Source organism: Pelovirga sp. (assembly GCF_059864205.1).
On record NZ_JCBCBS010000110.1, the window covers coordinates 1 to 12994 of the forward strand.

Below are 12994 nucleotides of genomic sequence, written 5' to 3' on the forward strand. Positions count from 1 at the left end.
CGGAAAAAAATTGCCGATACAAGAGACAGCCGGGCACCCCCGCGGCACACATTCAAACCGCTACCGCTGCTCCCTTCCGGGCCTGACGGGGTTTACGGCCGCCTGTTGCGCAGGACCCGGCTGTCACTTCTACCGGCAACATTTTCAACCTATGTAGCCTACTTATGACAAACAACTAAAAAGGGATTTATCAGGCTTTTTTCTACCACCGCGCTTCCCAGAACGGCTCAAAAAACTCAGCTGTAAGGCGCCTGAGTTTTTGTAGCAAAAGGCGTATAGCTTAATACGTCGTTGCTACAAAAAGGAAGGGAACGCAGCAGATGAGGATTTTTCAGCCGTTTATCGTATGGCGGAGAGGGGGGGATTCGAACCCCCGGTAGCTTTCACTACACCCGCTTTCCAGGCGAGCACCATCGGCCTCTCGGTCACCTCTCCGCGAAACAGGGAAGATACACCAACCAAATTGAGACTGTAAAGTTATTTTTCAATCACCCTCCTCTACCCCGAAGCGGCCGTTGACCCGATACAAAAAGGCGAGAATTTCAGCTACTGCCTGAAACAACTCGGGCGGGATATCCTCACCCACCGGCACCCGCCCCAGTACCTCAAGCAGATCAGGATCTTCAACAATATCGACGCCGGCCGCTTTGGCGGCGGCAATGATGCGCTGGGCCAAGTCCCCCTGACCGGCGGCTACCACCTTGGGAGTGGCGAGGGGTTTGTGGTCGTAATGCAGGGCAATGGCGCGCAACGGTTGAGTGCTTCTGGTCATCAGGCCCTCGTATCGAGCAGGGTGCTCTGGTGTGGTAATAACGACTGCTGCAGCTGTTTAAGAGGGTGCCGGGCATCGGCGCTATAGTGAATCTGCCTGAGCTTCAGCTGGGTCAGGGCGCCGGCAAGCTCTTCTTCACACCCTTTGAGGTATTCCATCTTGTGGCGATCCTCGCAGGCCAGGCGCACCATCAACCCTTGATCGGACAACAGATTGAGATCGACGCGCATACTGCCGAGACTGGAGAGACGCAACGACAGGGAAATCTGTACATCTTCCGGTGGTTTGCGGTCAAGATCATCCTGCTCTCCCGTCTGCCGGCGACCGGCAAGCAAATAGCCGTCGCTGAGACCAACCATAGGCAAGGGCAGAAACTGCAGCTGCGACTCACTGAAGCGCGCTTTGCACAGCTGAAACAGCTCAAGGCGGTTCAACGGTTCACGGAGATCCTCACCACTTTTCTGCTGCAGGGTCAACAATGTCTGCTTGAGGTTGGCCAGCGCCTGTTTTTGCTTACCCAGCAGCAACTCACGTTCGAGGTGCAATCCGAAAAACTGGGACAAAAACCCCAGTGCCTCGCCACGCGTGGGGATGGCTGGGACCATGGTCAGTTGTTGCAGCTGCACAGCTACCAGCTGCAGACCCTGTTGCAGCAAGGGCGCAATACCTTCGCGGGTTAACAGCTGATGGATGTGGCTGCTCAAGCCCTCAATTCGGCCAAGCAGATCAGGGGCCATTGGCACATTCAGCACAGCAGCGGCGCGCGGGACATCGTTGCCCATCCCGAGCAGACCTTTCAACTCCTGCAGCAGCGGCTGCAGCGCGGTGTACAGCTGTTGTTGTGGTAGCGGGATCTGCGACAAGTGGGTCGTGGCAGCAGTTGTAGGGGCGCCATCCACCCAGGAATTTGGTGACGCCGGCGGCGCACTCGGCAGCAGTTCGAACTGCAACAGCAATTTTGCTGCCTGTTGCCTGATCTGCGCGGTGACCCCCGGGTGGTGGCGGAGCAGCTGGAGCGCCTGCGTCCATTCCCGTGTCCGCAAGGCCGGCAGGGAACGAGCGTCAGCATATTGACCTAGTTGGGTGAAAACTTCTGCCGTAGCCTTTTGCCAATTTCTTGACATCTTCTCGCCACCCAGCTCGATCAGCGCCACAAGCTGCGTCTGCAGGCGCACCAGCAACTGCACCAGCAGCCGTGATTGTTCTGTTGATGCCACCAGCGCAGGAAAACTTGTTGCCGGCAGCGCAACCATATTGATCGGGGCGACTCCGGATAGGGGCACTGCAGTTCGTGCGCCTCCCTCATCATCCAAACCAAACGCACGCAGCTGTGAAACAAGTTGATTGACCTGCTCACGCAGACCGGTATTAGGTCCCTGCCCCGGGTCGAGAAGCTGGCGCAACTGGTTCACCAACGTCTGTTGTGCCGGGGGTAGTTGCCGGGCCAACTCGGGGCTTTGCAAACGTTCCAGCAGGCCGGCCCAGTCAAAGGGTTGCGACAATGACGGCAGACGCACGACCAACTGCTCTTGCAGGCGATTATTCACTACCAGCGCTTCCAGCCGTGGTGTGGTCTGAATGATGCGCAAATCAAGCACCTGACCGGGCTGCAACGGGCGACTGCTGACCGGACGAAAACGCTCTTTGCCGATTTCAAGAAGTAAATCCTCCCGCGCCGCGGTAGCTACCACCAGGGCACGCACCAGTTGCCCCGGGCGCAAGCCGGCGGCAACAGCAGAGGCCGAACTGACGGCGGGCAACGCGGGAAGCAGAAACAGATTAGGAGGAGAAGGGATCGAAGTTATGGCCATTCGGCTACTATCGGACTTTTACGCTCAGCATCAAAGGAAAAATCGCTGTTTAGCCACCAAGACTCAAAGAACACCAAGAGAAGCAAGCCTGGGATCAGTTTTTACTGTTTTTTTTGGGCGGACTTTGTGCCTTGGCGGCGGAAGGTTGAACAAAGATCTAAATCGGCTTGTCCAATCAGTGGCATTGACCCTGTCATGGTGAACCTGCGTCAACAAATCGTCAACATTGCAAAAAAATCGGCCCACACCAGCGATGTCTGCTGCCGCTATGGCGGTGAAGAGTTTGCCGTGATTTTTCCGACACCGGCACAACGTGCCTGAATTCTGAAAGTTAAAGACTGTCCAGCACCTGAACCTTCAGCCGCAACTGCCGGCGCTGTTCAGCTAGACAAAAAGCGATAATTTCATCGCGATCATCATTTTCAATGGCAACAAACTTCAGCGCCAGAAAATGGTCGCGGCCGAGCAGATAGCTCCCAACCACCTCACCGACACACTCAATCAACGGCAAATCCACATTGAGGAGAATCTTCACCCCCAGGTGTTCCCCACGCGACACCTTTTAGGCTACCGGAAACCGCACCCCGCCACCACTGATATTTGCCGTGCCCTGCACCGTACTCACGGCAGCATCCTCATCATCGACTCGCCACCAGCTGATAGACAGCTCAGCATCAACTCGAAAATACTCACGTTTTTGTAAATAGGAGAATGACTCCACCAGTTCCAGCACCAGCTTGTCGGCAGCGGGCTGATGGTCAATACGGGCCTGGATCGATTTGATGGCGCCGGCAACGTCAAAGACGAGAAGACATAACACGGTGGGATCAAGGGCGTATTCCTTGAGTTGCCCTGTTAAAAAAATCACTTCAAATTGCGGCGCTTTGATCACCCGCGCCACGGCATCAAACTGAGCGACAGCACCCCCCTCGATCGGTAGAGTGATTTTTACAACCCGATAGTCATCAAGATAGGCAAGAATCGACATACGGCGATGTTATTCCTATGAAGAAGAGTCGATTACCTTGATCTTGAGGCGCAACTGCTTGCGCTGCTCCGCCAGGCAAAAGGAAACAATAGCATCCTGATCCTCCTCTTCCAACCCGATAAATTTAAAGGCTGCCGATGGCCCATCACCGTTGGCGTAATAAGCGACCACCTCACCGACACCCTCGATCACTGCCGCCGGTTCATCGATGATGATTTCAAAACCAACGCGCGCACCCACGGGCAATTTCTGTGTCACCGGCAGGCGAATACCGCCACCACTGATATTCACCGCAGAGACCACCGGGCTGGCCACCGGATGCTCCGCGTCGATCAACCAATAACTCACCGACAGGCTGGCATCAACTCGAAAATACTCACGCTTCTGCTTATGGACAAAACTCTCAACCTGCTCCAGCAACACACGCTCGGCGATCGGCTGGTCAACAATGCGTGCCGTAATGGACTTGTGCTCACCGGCGACATCGAGCATGACCCGGCAGGTGGTTTTTTTATCGAGGGAGAGTTTTTCAAGCTGATCAGGCAGAAAGGTAATTTCAAACTGCGGTGACGATGTCAGCTTAGCAACACCGTCCAGGTGGGCCTGTTTGCCCCCCTCGAGGGGAAGGGCCACTTTGACAACACGGTAATCCTGGAGATGATCGAGTACAGACATGGCATGTCACTTTTCAAGTAGATTCCACCGCTACAAGCAGCGGGGTGTTGGAATTCAGAATAGAGGATATTGAATACAAAATTCAGGAACCAGGGGCCAGATAAAAATCCAGCTAGTCTGGCTTCTGATGAAGGGTAACTACTGGATCTCTGTGTTCCTGTCTCTGTATAAATTTTGTTCCCGCCGACACTACCCCACTCCGCGTGCGGCTGCGGGGAGATTGGTGACGGGGCGATGGTAACCGGCAACGGCGGTACGGCCGCTCTTGATTTGTGCCAACTCGCTGGCAATGACCGCCATGATGCCACGAATTCTTGGCAATAGCAAATGGTTCAATTCAACAATCTGCTCAAGCAGTTCATTGCGTTCAATGAACAGAGGATGCTGCTTCCAGTATTCACTGTCAGCAGCATACAGCTCAAACACGCGCTCATCGTTGACGCCGGCATCGTCCTGTAACCGCTGTAACTCTTCGGTATAGTTCTGCAGCGCTGCCGAATCGGCATCCTGCAGCAAGCTCTCCAGACGGCGCGCGTGAGCGATGATCACCCGGTATTGGTCAATTGATTTAATCAGATAGTGTTCCATGTTGACTTTCCTGCCCCCTGACAGCCGTAGCACCGGAATAAAGCCCATTTTCAACAAAAACGCGTATCAAAAAGAGACGGCCATCCGCTTTATTTCGCCATTATCAGTGACTGACGGAGGCGCCTGCACTTTTCCCCGGTTGATCTCAATCGCCCCGACAAAACCTTCGCGCAGATTGAGGAGAATCTGCTCGACCCCCTGCAGACGTTTGATGTCACCACGGGCGTTTACCGCCGACAGTTCACGGATGGCAAAGTCATAGAGACGATACAAATCATCAGCAATCGCACCACCCGCCTCAAAATTGAGGGTGTTGGAAAACTCCGTCACAATCGCCATGGCCTTACCGATAGCCACCGACTTGTCTGCGGGGCGTAGGTCTTCAATGGCCTGCCCGGCCTGACGGACAAAACGGATAGCGCCGTCATAGAGCATGATCAGAATCTGCTCGGGGGAAGCGGTCATTACCTGGTTATTGTGATACTGGTTGGAGTAGGCGTTCATCTATTGCTCCTGACAGGGTCGGACGATATCCCTGAAAATAGTTATTTCTGCGTACTACCGATGGTCGGCATATTGGCCAACTGCTGAAGCAGATAACCGCCCTGGGCGTTCAATCCGCTGACCAGTTGCTCCATGGCGGCAAACTGGGTCCGCAAGGTTCTTTCCTTCTGTTCCATCCGCGCTTCCAGGCCGGTAATGCGTTGATCTATCTGGCGGATACTGCTGTCGGTAGTTTTTTTACGACCGGCGTAAATCCCATCGGTCCGGTCGGTGATCCCTTTGAGATAGGCTGCGAACTGCGCACTGACCCCGGAAGTCTCACCGGAACCGGCGAGCAGGGCAACCACACCGGCAAAATTATCTTCCATGACGCGATTGAAGGTGGCATCATTCAACAGGATTTTTCCGTCGCGCTGAGTTTCAAACCCCAACTGGGAAAGGCTGGAAAATGCACCCTCACCCCGGCGAGACACCAGAAAACTCTGCAACTGGCCTTTGATCGATCGAAAAGCCGAATCATTACCCCAGCCCGAATCCTTCTGCTCGGCGAGAAAGGTGATGATGTCATTGTAAGCTGACACAAACTCCTTGATCTTTGCGCCGGTGGCTTCTTTGTCGGTAGAAATGTTGATGGTGGTGGCCATATCCGGATCAGCCCGCAACAATTCCATGACCAACCCGGGAATGGAACCGTCCACCGTATTACTGTTGGCATAAACATCAATTCCGTCAATCTGAACATGAGCCTGCTGAGCGATCTGGGTGGTGTTCATGACAGGCGCGGGTTCGCTGCCGCCACTTAAACCGGAAGCATCCAGAGAAAAGGTCTGCGCCACATCGTTGCCGGTCAACACCAGACGATAAGGATTGTCTGTACCGTCATTGATGATCGTTGCACCCACTCCCGGATTGGCATCGTTGATCGCTTTGGCGATCCCTTCGAGGGAGTTGCTTGCGCTATCGATGGCAATCGAGAGGACCTCGCCGGCCACGGTCAAACTGATAGTGCCGGTTCCGAATTCGGCTGCCGTTTTACTGACATAGCCCTGACTGACATCTTTCTGCTGTTGCGCCAGCGCCATGACCCTCATCTGGTACGAGCCGACAGCGGCGGTGTTGCGTGCGGTAACTGTCAGATAGTCATCGGAACTCGAGTTGATCGAGGGAGAATTCAGCTTGGTGGCGCTGTCAGTGGCTTCGGCTTTAGCTAAAAAGGCCTTTAGCTTTTCTTCGAGCTTGGAAAAAGCATTCAAGCGATTTTTAAAATAGGCCTGATCTTTTTGCAGACGATCGATGGGCGCCCGCTCGATCTTCATCAGCGTCGAAACGATCGCATCCGTATCTATCCCTGTTGCCAGGCCGCCAAATGTGATTGACATAACCATCTCCCGCAAATGTTCCCGATCAATACAATCAGGGATCAGCCTTCGGTCTGCACCAGGTTGCCGCGTAAATCGTGCAGGCGTTGGGACAATGCAAGTGATTCATCCGTTGGAATCTGGCGGATTACCTCGCCGGTTTCACGATCAACGACCTTTACCACCATACCGCCGCCGGCATTGTCCTTTTCAAAACGGACGCTGTAGAGGCCATCTTCCGTCAGTGCGTTGATCTGCTGCAGCAACTCTTCCGGCTGAATCTGCTGCCGGGCGCTGTCGCTGACCGCAGCATCAGCCTTTTGTTTGCGTGCCCCAGTGACCTGGTCAGCCCCCCTGCTCAACTGAAACTGGCCGGCACCCTGAGTGTGAATCAAACTCTCAACGTTCATATACTCCTCCGTGAGTTGTCCCGCCATCAGCGGGGAAAATCGGGAACCGGTTATAAGGCCGATTCCCGGTTTGTGTTTTGCTTGAATTCCAACCCCTACCCCCTTCGGTGCCTGGGGCACGGCTCCCCCCTGCTGCGCAAGGGGGATTTTTTCATTTCCCCCCTATGTAATAGGGGGGATTAAGGGGGGTGATTGTTATTAACCAAGCAGAGTCAGCGCCAACACCGGAGCCTGATTGGCCTGCGCCAGAATCGACACACCAGCCTGCTGGAGGATGTTGAACTTGGTCAGGTTAGAGGTTTCCTGAGCGATATCAGCGTCCATGATCCGGCTTCGGGCCGCGGAAACGTTTTCGGAAATATTCTGCAGGTTGGCGATGGTTGACTCGAAACGATTCTGTACCGCACCCAAAGTCCCACGAGCGGAAGCGACTGCGGTCAAAGCGGCATCAATGGCGTCAAGAGTGCTGGCGATATCGCTCCCAGCGGTTGCCAAATCCACGCCATCAACCCCCAATTCTCCGGAGGTCATGTCTAAGTCACCAAAATCAATTTTAATCTGATCATTTTCGGTTGCCTTGTAACCAACCTGAAATACCAGTTCTTCACCGTTGCCATTCAACAAGGGGCTGCCGTTAAACTCAGCCGTTCCGGCAATCCGGTCAATTTCTTCAATCAGCTGAGCAACTTCTGCCTGCAGGGAAATACGGTCATCGGCACTGTTGCTGTCGTTAGCGGACTGAACGGCCAGTTCGCGCATACGCTGCAGAATGTTGGTGATCTCGCCGATGGCACCTTCTGCGGTCTGGGCTACGGAAATTCCGTCGTTGGCATTACGAACGGCCTGATTAATGCCACGGATCTGCGAGGTCATACGGTCAGAAATAGCCAGACCGGCGGCGTCGTCCTTGGCGGAGTTGATACGCAGGCCGGAAGACAGGCGCTGCATGGCGGTGTTAAGAGCACCTTGTGATTGGCTCAGGTTACGTTGGGCGTTAAGGGAAGCGACGTTCGTGTTGATGGTTAAAGCCATGATGTTCCTCCATGAAAGTTAAGTTTCGGGCATCCGTGCCCAAAGATTGTTAGCGTTGCAAAGAATTATTGCTTAGCCGGTAAAATTGTTCTGCTTGCTAGCCTGGGGTGGTATCCGCTACTACGCTGCTCCATCACCTCCTTTACCCGGACAGGACTCCCCGTTGGTTAGCTTTTCGACCTGACCTTTTAAAATCTTTAGAGAAAAAGAACGACAATTCTGCCTTTTCTGTTGCTAGAGGCACAACCAGGACGAGGCATGGCAGGGTACGGCAACGTTAAAAAACGGCTGGTAACATCCCCGTTCAGAGACAGCGGCATTCTGCACCGCCTCCTTGGCAGTGGGCGGGCACAAGGCACCGCCCCTGCAAGAAAACAGACATTAGGACACAATGAAATGGCCCCTTGCTATTGTTGCACGACCTCAACCTCCGGCAATGGCGTACGCGGGCTGTACTGGGCGCCTTCGATGATCACCTGAATGGCACGGTTGGTAGCAGGCGCAAAGAATATCGGCGCGGCCAGGTTCAGGGTGATTTTACGTTCCGGACTCACTGTCACTACGCTCACCACCAGGTAGGGATCTTCGGCGCCGATCCCCAGCTTCTCACGCTCGCGACTGTCCGGCGCAACGGCATAATCAAGGAAAAAGTCGGTCGGAGTGGTTAAAACAAAAGCCACCATCGGGTCTTCTACACTCTGGATCCAGAACAGGGGACCTTCTTTTTCGTTAGGCATAACCACGAAATGGCGTAAGGCTTCAAAACCGATCAGACCAGCAGGGAACAACAGGGTGTTGGCGGGATCATAGTCGATTTCACCAAAACGGGATTGTATTTTTTTCATGATTTTTTCCTCCCCGTTGACATCATAGTGCTGAGCGCATTGAGATCGACTATATCCCACTGTGTTGCCTCCTGATTTTCCTGTTTGATTTTGTCGTAGACTTCCTGACGATGAACTTTCATGTCGCGGGGGGCATCAATCCCGATGCGGATGCCGCCGCCCTTCACTTCGATGATGGTGATTTTGACATCATCGCCAATGATGATGCCTTCTCCGGCTTTGCGTGTGAGTACTAACATTGTGTGCCTCCTGGCTGGTTGTCCGTACCGCCTCCGGGTACAGTTTAGAAGAAAATCTCGCCACCAAGACACAAAGTACTCCAAGAGAAGCCTTTTCACAGTCAAAACTTCAAGAAATCCTATTTTTAAATCAAAAACAGATTGTCTTGGTGTTCTTGGTGCCTTGGTGGCTGTTTCTTAAATATAATCCAGTATTGACAGACTCGATACCCTACCTGTCACATTCAAAGCTGCCTGGAAACTCTGCTCCTGCTGCTGCAACTGGGTGATGGTTTCGATAAGATCAGCATCCTCGTAGCGGGAACGGAACGCTTCCATATCAATCTTGATCTTTTCCATCTGTGAACCGGCAATTTCCAGGCGCCGGCCGATGTTTCCTTTCAGACTGCGTTCGGCACGAATCTGATTGGCTGCATCTTCCAGCGGATCGATCAAGGCGGCAACAGCCGCCGGATCATCGCTACGCAAAGCCGCTGCCAATTGCGTTACCAGACCGAAGATATCTATCGGATCCTGCATCAGCCTGTTACCGGCAAGGTTCACGGTAATCAGTTCATTGGGGGCAATTTCAAATTCAACGACACCCGTGTCGCCCTGATAGATAACAGCAGGCCCGGCAGTGGGATCATCCGGGTCATAATCCAGATTGAGTACAAAGGGTGGCGTCTTTTCCTCAAAACCGGCGAACAGGTATTTGCCATCCACACTGGCGTTAGCATCGGCAAGCAGGCTTTCACGCAACTGATTCACCTCGCTCGCATAAGTCTCCCTGTCGGCTGGGCTCAAGGCACCGTTAACCCCGGCGATAGCGATCTCTTTCAGGCGGATCATGGTGTTGCCAATACCGTTGAGATAACCATCCATATTGCTGATACGGTCAAGACCGGTAGCAATGGTTTCGATATAACGATCGGCAGCCTGGATCTGGGTGCGGGCACTTAGCACCGGGCTGATGGCGGTTGGGTCATCGGACGGGCGATTGAGCTTTTTCCCGGTCGCCGCCTGTAACTGCAGGGTCTGTAACCGATTGGAGGTACGATCGAGAAATGCCTGCAGGCTGCGGTAAGTCGTGGCTTGCGTTGCTTTCATAATATCACCTAGCGTTTCAGGGTCATCAGGGTGGCCATCATCTCATCAACGGTCGACAAAAAACGCGCCGATGCTTCGAAACCACGCTGATATTTGAGCAGGTTGATCATCTCTTCTTCGAGGGATACACCATCAATGCCGTCACGCATATTTTCCAGTTGCACCAGACTGTCCTTGTAGCCCTGAGCGGCCTGACGATTGCGGGCAGCCTCGACACCAACGGTGGAAGCAATCTTGCCGTAATAAGAGACGAAGGTGTCGTTGCCGAGTAGCTGCTCCTGCTCCAGCAACAGTATCGCCAGAGCGTTTCTGTTATCGCCAGGGGCCGCTGATTCACCGGCAGCAATCTGGCTGGTTGAGGAAATAGCCATCCGCAGATTGGATGAGGCATCAGCAACAGCTAAAGGTTGCTCAAAAAAATTGCCGGCTTGACCCCCGTTCAGCTCCATACCCTCCCGATGAGCATCGTTTACCCGGGTAGCAAACTCAAAAGCCAGCGCATCAAGACGATGAACAACATCGGGGATCATGACATCGCGGACTTCGTAGAGGCCGCGGAATTCACCCCCTAAAGCGTTGCGTTCGAGGGGCAGGGTGGTCGTGCCGAAGCTCAGCTCGAGACTGACGTCGGCACCGGAAAACACGGCGTTAATCTGATTGGCCTTGCCCATTTCCACCAGGGGCATGCCGTTGGGTAGTTGCACCGAAGCGGCACCGGTGGAGGTTTCGAACGTGGTGGCGCCGATACTGGTAGCGAGGATTTTGAGCAGCACATCGCGGCGGTCACGGTCGGAGTTGGCGTCCTGGCCGGTCATTTCCAGTGCTGAGATCCGCGTATTGAGCTGCGCTACCTCCTCAAGTGCCAGATTCACGCCATCCACCTTGGAGGTGATGGTAGTGTTGATATTGTTTACCGACTGTTGGATTTCACGATAGATAGTGGAAAATGCGCGACCGATCAACTCCCCACGCTGCAATACCGCCTGCCGCTCAACTTCGCCGCCGGGATTGGTGGACAATTGACGCCAGGCATCAAAAAACTGGTCAAACTCATCCGCCAGGCTGCCTTCACCGATACCGATGACACGCTCCAGTTCGGCCAGGGGGGTGAGCATACTGTTCTCGAGGCCGACTTCCCTCGATTTGTCTTTGATCTGACCGGCAAGAAAGACATCATGGGAACGCTTGACCGATCCAACGGTAACACCGGTACCGATAAAATAGTCACCAAAAGCCAGGGCCGGATAAGGGGTCAGATAGGGGGTCTGACGCGAGTAGCCTTCGGTATTGACGTTGGCGACATTCAGACCGGTAATCTCGATGGCTTTTTGATTGGTCTGTAATGAGGTGCGGCCGGAATTCAGCGCAGCATTGAGTCCACCCATAGTCTATACCTTTCCTGACAACAGTCGCCCACCCTGATGCAGGGTGCGGGACTGACCCGAACCGCCGTACACCTGAGGCATGGCAGCTTTGCCGAAAAACCCCATCAGATCACGTACCCAGTTCAGTCCGGTCCACAGCAAAAAGGCGTTGCGGCGATTTTCGTGGTCGATCTCCTTGAGCAGATCCTGTAGCCCGTCAACCTGCTCCGGAGCAATCACCAGCCCCTTAATCACCTCTTCCTTATCCGCAACGATCATCTGTAGATCGTCCATATCGAGGCGCTGAGCAGCTTCACGTTCCTGCCCAAGCAGCTCAAGCAGGCGCTCGAGTGTTTGTCTAACCTGGGGATCGGCCATGATCAACTCTCCCGCATCAGAAAGGGGAGCAGGCTGGCAGCGACCTTGTTCAGGTCAGGCTTGTAGGTGCCGTCCTGGATCTGACTTTTGAGTGCTGCGATCTTGTCCATGCGCGCTGTCTCCTGAGCGGATGTGGCGGCGCCGGCCTTTTCAGCATCTTTCAGGGCACTGGAAAAATCGACGCGATCGGCCTGCCTGCCACCGTCATTTTTCTTGACGTTGGTCGCCTTGTCGGCTCTTCCCAGCGGCCCCAGCGGTCCGTATCCTCTATTTCCATCAATTCGATCGACCATAACCATCTCCTGTTGTTACTGGTCAAAACCGGCAGCGAAGGTGTCCAGTTTTCCCATAATGGCTTCATAAGTTTTTTGTGATATTTCCGCCCATACCCGACCAAAGGCACTGACGGCAAAATCGACGAAACGATCCGAGGTCTGCTTAACGCCGAAATAACCACCATCAGCGATCAACGGCTGTGCGCCACCGTTCGGAGCGATCTGTTGTGTCATGGCTAACCTCCCTGTTGTCCATGTGTACTATTTCTGTAACTATTCAGCTCTATCCCTGCGCAGGGCCTTTGGATCCTGTGGCAAGGCTTTTTGTCGCCATGGACGGCGACAAAAAGCGGTCATGGATGACCCAACGGGAAACAATCGCGTCCCTTGACATAGGATTCAAAGGCCCGATGCTGAACAGATGCGATAACCTTTTGCATAAGCCCCTTTTAAAAAAACAGGACAGGACCATCTATGCTTGACAAAACCATCATCAACGGCCTTGAGCAGATTGTCGGCAAGGAACATGTCCTCACCGACAAGGCTTCGCTGATCTGTTACTCCTACGATGCCACCCAGCGCAAGTTTCTGCCGGCAGCGGTGGTTCACCCCGGCACCACGCAAGAGATCAGCCGGATCATGGCGCTGGCCACCCGGCACCATATC

18 protein-coding genes, 1 tRNA gene, 1 other RNA gene and 1 pseudogene are annotated in these 12994 nt (G+C 54.0%); 2 read left to right on the top strand and 19 right to left on the bottom strand.

Annotation, left to right across the window (positions count from 1 at the left end):
* Window positions 1-24: 24 nt before the first annotated feature.
* From ffs to AC6F7T_RS07175, 4 genes are all read right to left on the bottom strand, one after another.
* Window positions 25-122, bottom strand: an RNA gene (ffs, locus tag AC6F7T_RS07160) — signal recognition particle sRNA small type.
* A 225-nt stretch (window positions 123-347) separates the two neighbouring features.
* Window positions 348-435: transfer RNA gene (locus AC6F7T_RS07165), tRNA-Ser, on the bottom strand.
* A gap of 49 nt (window positions 436-484) precedes the next feature.
* Entirely contained in the window at window positions 485-772 is a 288-nt protein-coding gene (locus tag AC6F7T_RS07170) for an EscU/YscU/HrcU family type III secretion system export apparatus switch protein (RefSeq protein WP_500717388.1), read from the bottom strand.
* Window positions 772-2583 carry a hypothetical protein gene (locus tag AC6F7T_RS07175; protein WP_500717390.1) on the bottom strand — a complete coding sequence of 604 codons (1812 nt, stop codon included), beginning with the start codon at window positions 2581-2583 and terminating at the stop codon, window positions 772-774. The genes AC6F7T_RS07170 and AC6F7T_RS07175 overlap by 1 nt, the downstream gene beginning before the upstream one ends.
* 195 nt (window positions 2584-2778) lie before the next feature.
* On the opposite strand from AC6F7T_RS07175, the gene AC6F7T_RS07180 reads away from it, so the two are divergent.
* Window positions 2779-2904: a diguanylate cyclase domain-containing protein gene (locus AC6F7T_RS07180; protein ID WP_500717391.1), complete on the top strand. Its 126-nt coding sequence runs from the start codon at window positions 2779-2781 to the stop codon at window positions 2902-2904.
* A gap of 10 nt (window positions 2905-2914) precedes the next feature.
* Here AC6F7T_RS07180 and AC6F7T_RS07185 read toward each other — a convergent pair whose 3' ends face one another.
* The 15 genes from AC6F7T_RS07185 to AC6F7T_RS07255 all read right to left on the bottom strand — a co-directional run bounded on the left by AC6F7T_RS07185 (window position 2915) and on the right by AC6F7T_RS07255 (window position 12562).
* On the bottom strand, window positions 2915-3118 hold the full coding sequence (locus AC6F7T_RS07185) for a hypothetical protein (protein WP_500717393.1): 204 nt from the start codon (window positions 3116-3118) through the stop codon (window positions 2915-2917).
* A gap of 27 nt (window positions 3119-3145) precedes the next feature.
* A complete protein-coding gene (locus AC6F7T_RS07190) occupies window positions 3146-3571 on the bottom strand; it encodes a PilZ domain-containing protein (protein WP_500717395.1) in 426 nt (141 codons plus the stop codon).
* Window positions 3572-3586: 15 nt separating this feature from the next.
* Window positions 3587-4246: a PilZ domain-containing protein gene (locus tag AC6F7T_RS07195; RefSeq protein WP_500717397.1), complete on the bottom strand. Its 660-nt coding sequence runs from the start codon at window positions 4244-4246 to the stop codon at window positions 3587-3589.
* 189 nt (window positions 4247-4435) lie between these two features.
* Window positions 4436-4834: a hypothetical protein gene (locus AC6F7T_RS07200; protein ID WP_500717398.1), complete on the bottom strand. Its 399-nt coding sequence runs from the start codon at window positions 4832-4834 to the stop codon at window positions 4436-4438.
* 66 nt (window positions 4835-4900) lie between these two features.
* Entirely contained in the window at window positions 4901-5338 is a 438-nt protein-coding gene (gene fliS / locus AC6F7T_RS07205) for a flagellar export chaperone FliS (RefSeq protein WP_500717400.1), read from the bottom strand.
* A gap of 41 nt (window positions 5339-5379) precedes the next feature.
* On the bottom strand, window positions 5380-6717 hold the full coding sequence (gene fliD / locus AC6F7T_RS07210; RefSeq protein WP_500717401.1) for a flagellar filament capping protein FliD: 1338 nt from the start codon (window positions 6715-6717) through the stop codon (window positions 5380-5382).
* Window positions 6718-6758: 41 nt separating this feature from the next.
* Complete coding sequence (locus AC6F7T_RS07215) at window positions 6759-7106, bottom strand: flagellar protein FlaG (RefSeq protein WP_500717402.1); 348 nt, start codon at window positions 7104-7106, stop codon at window positions 6759-6761.
* 198 nt (window positions 7107-7304) lie between these two features.
* Window positions 7305-8138 (bottom strand): flagellin domain-containing protein, encoded by an 834-nt coding sequence (locus AC6F7T_RS07220; RefSeq protein WP_500717404.1) that lies wholly within the window; start codon window positions 8136-8138, stop codon window positions 7305-7307.
* A gap of 407 nt (window positions 8139-8545) precedes the next feature.
* Window positions 8546-8983 carry a flagellar assembly protein FliW gene (locus AC6F7T_RS07225; protein ID WP_500717406.1) on the bottom strand — a complete coding sequence of 146 codons (438 nt, stop codon included), beginning with the start codon at window positions 8981-8983 and terminating at the stop codon, window positions 8546-8548.
* On the bottom strand, window positions 8980-9222 hold the full coding sequence (gene csrA / locus AC6F7T_RS07230; RefSeq protein WP_500717408.1) for a carbon storage regulator CsrA: 243 nt from the start codon (window positions 9220-9222) through the stop codon (window positions 8980-8982). The genes AC6F7T_RS07225 and csrA overlap by 4 nt, the downstream gene beginning before the upstream one ends.
* Before the next feature lie 177 nt (window positions 9223-9399).
* On the bottom strand, window positions 9400-10311 hold the full coding sequence (flgL, locus tag AC6F7T_RS07235) for a flagellar hook-associated protein FlgL (RefSeq protein ID WP_500717410.1): 912 nt from the start codon (window positions 10309-10311) through the stop codon (window positions 9400-9402).
* Between the two features lie 8 nt (window positions 10312-10319).
* Window positions 10320-11696: a flagellar hook-associated protein FlgK gene (flgK, locus tag AC6F7T_RS07240; RefSeq protein ID WP_500717412.1), complete on the bottom strand. Its 1377-nt coding sequence runs from the start codon at window positions 11694-11696 to the stop codon at window positions 10320-10322.
* Between the two features lie 3 nt (window positions 11697-11699).
* Window positions 11700-12053 carry a hypothetical protein gene (locus AC6F7T_RS07245; protein ID WP_500717414.1) on the bottom strand — a complete coding sequence of 118 codons (354 nt, stop codon included), beginning with the start codon at window positions 12051-12053 and terminating at the stop codon, window positions 11700-11702.
* 2 nt (window positions 12054-12055) lie between these two features.
* Window positions 12056-12346, bottom strand: coding sequence for a flagellar biosynthesis anti-sigma factor FlgM (gene flgM, locus AC6F7T_RS07250; RefSeq protein WP_500717416.1), 291 nt, complete (start codon window positions 12344-12346; stop codon window positions 12056-12058).
* Window positions 12347-12361: 15 nt separating this feature from the next.
* Window positions 12362-12562 carry a hypothetical protein gene (locus AC6F7T_RS07255; protein WP_500717417.1) on the bottom strand — a complete coding sequence of 67 codons (201 nt, stop codon included), beginning with the start codon at window positions 12560-12562 and terminating at the stop codon, window positions 12362-12364.
* A 240-nt stretch (window positions 12563-12802) separates the two neighbouring features.
* Between AC6F7T_RS07255 and AC6F7T_RS07260 the strand changes: the two are divergent.
* Window positions 12803-12994: pseudogene (locus AC6F7T_RS07260) on the top strand (glycolate oxidase subunit GlcD); the annotation flags it as partial.

Excerpts from the sequence above, each read along its gene's own strand:
- AC6F7T_RS07245 (WP_500717414.1), bottom strand. The coding sequence starts at position 12,053 with ATGGCCGATCCCCAGGTTAGACAAACACTCGAGCGCCTGCTTGAGCTG.
- flgK (WP_500717412.1), bottom strand. The coding sequence starts at position 11,696 with ATGGGTGGACTCAATGCTGCGCTGAATTCCGGCCGCACCTCATTACAG.
- AC6F7T_RS07195 (WP_500717397.1), bottom strand. The coding sequence starts at position 4,246 with ATGTCTGTACTCGATCATCTCCAGGATTACCGTGTTGTCAAAGTGGCC.
- AC6F7T_RS07225 (WP_500717406.1), bottom strand. The coding sequence starts at position 8,983 with ATGAAAAAAATACAATCCCGTTTTGGTGAAATCGACTATGATCCCGCC.
- flgL (WP_500717410.1), bottom strand. The coding sequence starts at position 10,311 with ATGAAAGCAACGCAAGCCACGACTTACCGCAGCCTGCAGGCATTTCTC.
- AC6F7T_RS07175 (WP_500717390.1), bottom strand. The coding sequence starts at position 2,583 with ATGGCCATAACTTCGATCCCTTCTCCTCCTAATCTGTTTCTGCTTCCC.
- AC6F7T_RS07180 (WP_500717391.1), top strand. The coding sequence starts at position 2,779 with ATGGTGAACCTGCGTCAACAAATCGTCAACATTGCAAAAAAATCGGCC.
- AC6F7T_RS07220 (WP_500717404.1), bottom strand. The coding sequence starts at position 8,138 with ATGGCTTTAACCATCAACACGAACGTCGCTTCCCTTAACGCCCAACGT.
- AC6F7T_RS07190 (WP_500717395.1), bottom strand. The coding sequence starts at position 3,571 with ATGTCGATTCTTGCCTATCTTGATGACTATCGGGTTGTAAAAATCACT.
- csrA (WP_500717408.1), bottom strand. The coding sequence starts at position 9,222 with ATGTTAGTACTCACACGCAAAGCCGGAGAAGGCATCATCATTGGCGAT.
- AC6F7T_RS07200 (WP_500717398.1), bottom strand. The coding sequence starts at position 4,834 with ATGGAACACTATCTGATTAAATCAATTGACCAATACCGGGTGATCATC.
- flgM (WP_500717416.1), bottom strand. The coding sequence starts at position 12,346 with ATGGTCGATCGAATTGATGGAAATAGAGGATACGGACCGCTGGGGCCG.
- fliS (WP_500717400.1), bottom strand. The coding sequence starts at position 5,338 with ATGAACGCCTACTCCAACCAGTATCACAATAACCAGGTAATGACCGCT.
- AC6F7T_RS07170 (WP_500717388.1), bottom strand. The coding sequence starts at position 772 with ATGACCAGAAGCACTCAACCGTTGCGCGCCATTGCCCTGCATTACGAC.
- fliD (WP_500717401.1), bottom strand. The coding sequence starts at position 6,717 with ATGTCAATCACATTTGGCGGCCTGGCAACAGGGATAGATACGGATGCG.
- AC6F7T_RS07255 (WP_500717417.1), bottom strand. The coding sequence starts at position 12,562 with ATGACACAACAGATCGCTCCGAACGGTGGCGCACAGCCGTTGATCGCT.
- AC6F7T_RS07215 (WP_500717402.1), bottom strand. The coding sequence starts at position 7,106 with ATGAACGTTGAGAGTTTGATTCACACTCAGGGTGCCGGCCAGTTTCAG.